General features: G+C 63.2%; 6 protein-coding genes and 1 pseudogene. 3 read left to right on the top strand and 4 right to left on the bottom strand.

The window, feature by feature from the left end; translation table 11 throughout:
• The 4 genes and pseudogenes from DPV74_RS21885 to DPV74_RS21870 all read right to left on the bottom strand — a co-directional run.
• Window positions 1-867 (bottom strand): annotated as a pseudogene (locus tag DPV74_RS21885) (chemotaxis protein CheA); the annotation flags it as partial.
• 44 nt (window positions 868-911) lie between these two features.
• Entirely contained in the window at window positions 912-1,193 is a 282-nt protein-coding gene (locus DPV74_RS21880) for a hypothetical protein (protein ID WP_011354481.1), read from the bottom strand.
• A 75-nt stretch (window positions 1,194-1,268) separates the two neighbouring features.
• Window positions 1,269-1,859, bottom strand: coding sequence for a hypothetical protein (locus DPV74_RS21875; RefSeq protein ID WP_034195965.1), 591 nt, complete (start codon window positions 1,857-1,859; stop codon window positions 1,269-1,271).
• Between the two features lie 111 nt (window positions 1,860-1,970).
• Window positions 1,971-2,297, bottom strand: a complete 327-nt coding sequence (locus tag DPV74_RS21870) for a hypothetical protein (RefSeq protein ID WP_027789515.1) — start codon at window positions 2,295-2,297, stop codon at window positions 1,971-1,973.
• 1,743 nt (window positions 2,298-4,040) lie between these two features.
• Here DPV74_RS21870 and DPV74_RS21865 point away from each other — a divergent pair.
• Genes DPV74_RS21865 through galE form a run of 3 tightly spaced genes read left to right on the top strand, consistent with a single transcriptional unit; the run spans window position 4,041 to window position 6,380 of the window.
• Window positions 4,041-4,394, top strand: a complete 354-nt coding sequence (locus tag DPV74_RS21865; protein ID WP_027789516.1) for a hypothetical protein — start codon at window positions 4,041-4,043, stop codon at window positions 4,392-4,394.
• A complete protein-coding gene (locus DPV74_RS21860) occupies window positions 4,387-5,394 on the top strand; it encodes a UDP-glucuronic acid decarboxylase family protein (RefSeq protein WP_119337951.1) in 1,008 nt (335 codons plus the stop codon). The genes DPV74_RS21865 and DPV74_RS21860 overlap by 8 nt, the downstream gene beginning before the upstream one ends.
• Window positions 5,391-6,380, top strand: coding sequence for a UDP-glucose 4-epimerase GalE (gene galE, locus DPV74_RS21855; protein WP_059698651.1), 990 nt, complete (start codon window positions 5,391-5,393; stop codon window positions 6,378-6,380). The genes DPV74_RS21860 and galE overlap by 4 nt, the downstream gene beginning before the upstream one ends.
• Window positions 6,381-6,409: the final 29 nt, after the last annotated feature.

The following is a 6,409-nucleotide window of genomic DNA, read 5'->3' as shown; positions in this document are numbered from 1 at the left end:
GGCCGGCGCGGCGGCAACCGGCGCGATCGACGGCACGGGCACGGGTACCGGCACCGACACGGGCGCCGCCTGCACCGAGGTCGTCGCCACCGGGCGGACCTGCGCCGGTGCCGGCGCGGCTGCGCCCAGCGGCGGCAAGCCCATGCGGTCACGCACGATCGGATCGCGATACTTCACGTCGTCGGCGACCGTCGCTTCCACGCTCGGCGCCACGTTCGAACGTGCGAGCGGCGTCGTCGTGCCCGGGCACAGATGCCCGGTCGCTTCCACCGCACGCCGGTTCGCGTCGCTCTGGCAGAGCAGCGCGAGCGCCACGTCGGTCAGGCCCATCGCACGGAATTCACGCGCATCGAGACGCCGCACGCAGGCCTGGTCGACCAGCGTCGTGCCGCCCGTCGCGCCGAACCCCGGGAACGACACGCCGACGCTCACCGATCCCATGCAGGTATCGGACAGCGTGGTCGTGAGGCCCGGCGCCTGGATCGCGGGGTTCGTCTTGATCGTCTGCGTGCCGGAGTAGTTGACGTTTTCCGACGACTGGGTGTTGTACGGGTTGGTGCCGGGCGCGCCGGACGACTGCAGCGACTGCGGCGTCACGTTCGTGCCGCCGCTCGTGCTGGACGGCATCGTCACGTTCACGTTCACGCTCGAATTGCCGCTGCTGCGAACCCCGCTGGAGCTGGTGGCGTTACCGCCGCGCGAGCTCGTGGTGTTCGTGTTCATGCTCGAGCCGCCGCCCTGGCTGACTGCCGTCGACGACGTCGACGACTGCGCGCTCGAAGTCGAATCGGCGGTTTGCGCTTGGGCGCCGATCGTGGTCATCGCGAACATCGCAGCGCATGCCACCTTGATCCTGTTGCTGTTCATTTCACTCTCCGGACGAGGTTTTACCTCCCACCCAGGCAACCGTACTAATTCCCCTGATTCCCTTCAGCTTTGCCTGCTTCCCCGAACTGCTTCCAGCCGTTGCCCAGCTGGGACCACGAGCCGGCCGACATGCCCTGCCACTGCTGGGCGTCTGGTCCGCCGATGGCACTGCCCGAAGAAAGCGTTTGTTGTTCTGACGGTTTGGTTGTCTGGTCAGGGTTGTTTGACGTCTGCAAATTCGATTGCACGTCGTTGGCAATACGGTCAGCGCCATACGCCGTCAGAGACGCGAGCATCAGAGCGGCGGCAATCAGTTTCTGCTTCATGCCAACTCCTTACGTGACAACAATGTGGGCAAAAGAGACCAGCGTCGCTGGGAAACTGGTCCCCCCCACACCTGACTAATGACTGCTTCCGGTCGCACTTGAACTGGCGTTGCTTCCGCCCGATGCGGACGGCGAGCCGGCCGAACCGGTACTCCACACGGTCGACGAGTTGTAGTGATTCGAACCCGTGATCGCGCCTGACCCAGCACTGCCGGTCAGACCAGCGGCACCCGCGTTGGCATTGCCCTGGTCGTTCGCGCTGCTGGCCGTGTAGTGATTGGCGCCCAGCACGATCGTGGCACTCACCCCTCCCGACAGCGCATTCGCGTTCTCGTTCGTTTTGCTGTTTCCACCGTACGAGCCTGCGGCACCGATACCGCCGCCTGCCGCGAACGCGCCCCCGTTCGTGCCCGAACCGCTGGCCGTCGAGGTCGTGTTGTGGAAGGCGGATGCCGTGCCGGCGGAACCAGCGGGTGTCACCGTACTGCCCGCGTTCGCGCCCGCCGTCGAAGTCGAATTGCTGGTATAGCTGCCAGAGCCGACCAGAACCGAACCGGAAACACCCGCCGCAACGGACTGTGTCTGGTTGGTCGTGGAGGAACCCGCTGCCAATGCAGCCGACGATATGACGGTGAGCGCTGTCGCGAAAATGACTTTGGCTTTCATAGCAATTCCTTGCTGTGAGTAAGTTCGGCGGTGGCGGAGCCGGGTCTACCCCCATCGAGCGGAACCCGGCATCCGTACCGCCAGCCAATGACGAACGCTACGCGTCGCGGCTTAATAGTGGTGAACCGTCCAGCCGATCGAGCCGGCATTCGCGCCGCTGGTGCCACCTGCCTGTGCGCCACCGAAGCCGAAACCGCTAACCGACGACGATTGCGTGTGGTTCGTGTACGAGACCGAACCGCTGCCCGGGCCACCGGCAAGTGCGCCGGCTGCACCGAGTGCAGAGCCGGAATCGGTCGCGGTGAAATGGCCGAAGCCGGCAACGCCTGCCATCGTCGAACCGCCGCTCGACGAGCTGCTGCTCGACACCGTGCCGCTACCTGCGAACGCTGCACCCGAAACCGCCAGAACTGCTGCTGCAATCAGAAGCTTCTTCATGGTCGACTCCAAAACGGCGTGGACGGAGTGAGTCAGGAAGATCGCACGCCATCAACCTTCCTGACTTGAGCAATCCTCGAAATTAAGGATCACTATCAAATTAAGAAATCATGCTGCCTTTTCAATTTCTGTTTTTTGCGAATTTGGCCAGACGAAGCTTAGTCTCGTGTTTTTTGGTTATCCAAATTTTTTTGGTAGGTGTTTTCTATTATTTTTATGAACATTGGATTTATTAAAAAAACACAATCGGCCTGACAAGCCGGAAAGATGCAGACACATTTCCGGCCCGCGATATTCGATACCCCGCCGGTCGGCGTGCCGGCACGCGGCTCTCCATTCCGGAATCGAAAATTCGCGAATACATTAACCACCGCAAATGCAGCGACGTTGAAAAATACACCTTTTATTCAGGCGACAACGGGCCTGCATTGCAGCCAGGTGGCATGTCGTCTCCCTGAGCTGTCGACGAAAGGTCTTCCGGATAATCCGGCCGACGGTCGTTCGATCTAATCCGGCCGGCGCCGGCATGGGCCAGGCGCGATCGAAGCGGCCCTGCACGGCCGAAGACGAATCGGCATCACGCTGTCCGGCACGAACAGCCTGATCCATCCCGATGAACCGAATGAAAGTGAGTATCGCTGTCGCCCGACTGCCGTGCGGCGCGACAACCGCGCCAGCACGCGAAGCGCGCGGCGGGCAAGAAACCGGGACAGCGCAACCCGCGATGCTGGCACAGCGTCGCGAGCGTCACCCCGGCCTTTCCGACTACCCCACTGATGCGCAAAGTACGCGCCGATCAACCTACAGCTTATGGTCTTCATCGCCGTTTCCCCGACTGCTTATTGACGAGTTGGCCGCCCCACCTGTTCGTTGCTTCGTGTCGACCGCCCGCCGGTGCGTCCAGTACCGCAAGCAGCGTGCCACTCGTTATTCCACCGGAGATTGCACACGGCAAACGGCCGCCACGGCTGCCTGCATCGCCAGGAACGACATTTTTTGTTTCAGGAATGTATCGTAATGGCGGGTCGACACCCCCGGCGCTTGTCGGGCGCCGCGACGCAACTGCCGGATTTGACGGATGAATCCGGCTCGCAGGCGTGCGCCGGATGGTCAGATGAACGAGTGTTTCAAACTTGAGAAGCGCATGGCCGCGCAGGGCCGGCGGAGCCGGCATTTCCGCTTGCGAACCGCCGGTCGACGTGCGTACGGCCCCTGCCGTGCCATCACAAACGAGAATCGATTCGCCCGGCACAATGCCCGGAGAGCCCGGTACATCAGCCTCCTGCATGTCGTCGGCACGCGTTTCTCCGGATGACCGAAACGAATTTGATTCATTCGTGAAAATACCGACAGGATCACGCTCTACTCAAGCGTCGAAATAACCGTAAAAATTAAAACTTTCGCACCGGCGTAATAATTAAAACAAATGAAAACACGCGGCCTCGCCCGGACGCCACACAACATTTTTTCACTTTCATTCCCTAGCCTTTCATTCACCAGATCTCCAGATGGGCTTCACGTTCGAGAAACGTTTTAGTCCTTTATCCGCTCATTTCTCATTGATGAAACATTCCCGCCCAACACCTTCTTGACGAATCGAATCCCGCAAAAGCCTGATTTATCGCGTGTTTCGTCGTATCGAATCGCATCGATCCGGAAATCGGCCTGCCTGCTTTTCTGGCCCCACGATTCACGCATGAAACAGAAGCGCGCATATCACGCTGCAATCTCGCCGCCGCGCCCGTGCGCATCGTGTCGACATCGTTCATGGCATGCCGATTGCCTGATATCCGACTCTCACCGAGCGGCACGCCGTGGCACAAGATCACGAACGGCGGCCTGCTCGTCAATCAGCGTATCGGGGAAAAGGCGATGAAGATCACCACCGATCGATCGACGCTTGCGTCGTTCAAGCATCAACGGGGTAGTCAGCGAAACCGGAGCGCCTGTCGCGGCGCTTCGTCGACATCCGCACATGCGAACCGGCGCTTGCCGAAGCGACACCCGTGCAGCGGGATGGAACGCGTGCGCGCCGCCGTCGAACTGATCGACGTGTGGTTCCCCGAGCTGAACGACGAAGGTGAAAGCCATGAATGACAGGGTCACGCTCGAGACGCGCGCCGGGCAGCGTGTCCTCGTCACGGGCGGCGCCGGCTTTCTCGGCAGCTATGTATGCGAGCGCCTGGTCATGGAAGGCGCATCCGTCACGTGCATCGACAGCCTGCTGACGGGGCGCAAGCTCAACGTCGCCGACCTGAAGGCGTCCGGCCGCTTCGAGTTCGTGAAGGGCGACGTCTCGCTCGGCCTGCCGCAACTGCAGGTGGACGAGATCTGGAATCTCGCGTGCGCGGCATCGCCGCCCACCTACCAGATCGATCCCGTCCATACGATGATGACGAACGTGCTCGGCATGCACCACTGCCTCGCGCTCGCGCGCAAGACGGGCGCGCGCGTGTTCCAGGCGTCGACCAGCGAGATTTACGGCGACCCGGCCGTGCATCCGCAGACGGAAACCTATCGCGGCAACGTGAACACGATCGGCCCGCGCGCGTGCTACGACGAAGGCAAGCGCGCGGCCGAGGCGCTGTGCTACGACTACTACCGCATGCACGGCATCGACGTGCGCGTCGCGCGCATCTTCAACACCTACGGCCCGCGGATGTCGCCGCGCGACGGCCGCGTCGTGTCGAACTTCATCGTCGGCGCGCTCAACGGCGCGCCGCTCGAGATCTACGGCGACGGCATGCAGACACGCTCGTTCTGCTTCGCGACCGATCTCGTCGACGGCTTCTTCTGCCTGATGAGTGCCGAGCGCAACATCGGCACGCCGGTCAACATCGGCAACCCCGGCGAATTCACGATGCTCGAACTCGCGGAGAAAGTGCTCGCGATGACGGGCTCGAAATCGGAGATCCTGTTCCGGCCGCTGCCGATCGACGATCCGCACCAGCGCAGGCCCGACATCTCGATCGCGTCGGCCGAGCTCGGCTGGCGGCCGGCCATCGATCTCGACGAAGGGCTGCGCCGGACCGTCGACTATTTCAGCCGGGAACTGTGGCTCGAGCCGGTGCTGCGCATGACCGGGGCCACGGCATGAAGGTGCTCGTGACAGGCGGAGCGGGCTATATCGGCAGCCATACCTGCAAGGCGCTCGCGGCCGCGGGACACGAACCGGTCGCCTACGACAATCTGTCGACCGGCCATCGCGACGCCGTTCGGTGGGGGCCGCTCGTCGCGGCCGACATTCTCGATCGCGACGCGCTGTCGAAGGCGTTCGCCGCGCATCGGCCCGACGTCGTGATCCATTTCGCCGCGCTCGCCTACGTCGGCGAATCGGTGCTCGCGCCCGAGCGCTATTACACGGTCAACGTCACGGGCACCTGCATGCTGCTGAGCGCGATGCGTGCGGCCGGCGTCGGACGGATCGTGATGTCGTCGTCATGCGCGACGTACGGCATTCCGGATGCGCTGCCGATCTCGGAACGCACGCCGCAGCGGCCGATCAATCCGTACGGCTTCACCAAGTACGCGATGGAACGGATGGCCGCCGATTTCGAGCGCGCGTACGGAACCAGGTGGGTCGCGCTGCGCTACTTCAACGCGGCAGGCGCGGACCCTGACGGCATGATCGGCGAATGCCACGAACCGGAAACGCACGCGCTGCCGCTCGCGATCCGCGCGGCACTCGGCACGGGCGACGCGTTCCAGGTGATGGGCACCGACTACCCGACGCCCGACGGCTCGGCGATTCGCGACTACGTGCACGTGAGCGACCTCGCCGACGCGCACCTGCAGGCGACCGCCTATCTGTGCGGCGGCGGCCACAGCGTCGCATTGAATCTCGGCACCGGCAAAGGGACGTCGGTGCTCGACGCACTGCGCGCCGTCGAAGCCGTGACGGGCCGCCGCGTGCCGACGGTGACGGCCGCGCGCCGCCCGGGCGACCCGCCCGAGCTGTACGCCGACGCCACGAAAGCCGCGCTCGTGCTCGGCTGGCGGCCGCGTTTCACCGCGATCGAACCGATGGTCGAACACGCCGCGGCCTGGTTTCAGAAAGCACTGCAAGTCGAATCCGGCAAGTGAGCAAGTTTCCTTGAACGCCACCCAGGGGA

Source organism: Burkholderia sp. HAN2018 (assembly GCF_024704855.1).
Classification (GTDB): domain Bacteria; phylum Pseudomonadota; class Gammaproteobacteria; order Burkholderiales; family Burkholderiaceae; genus Burkholderia; species Burkholderia cepacia.
Note: the sequence above shows the minus strand (reverse complement) of the source record. Positions and strands in the feature narration are given on the sequence as shown.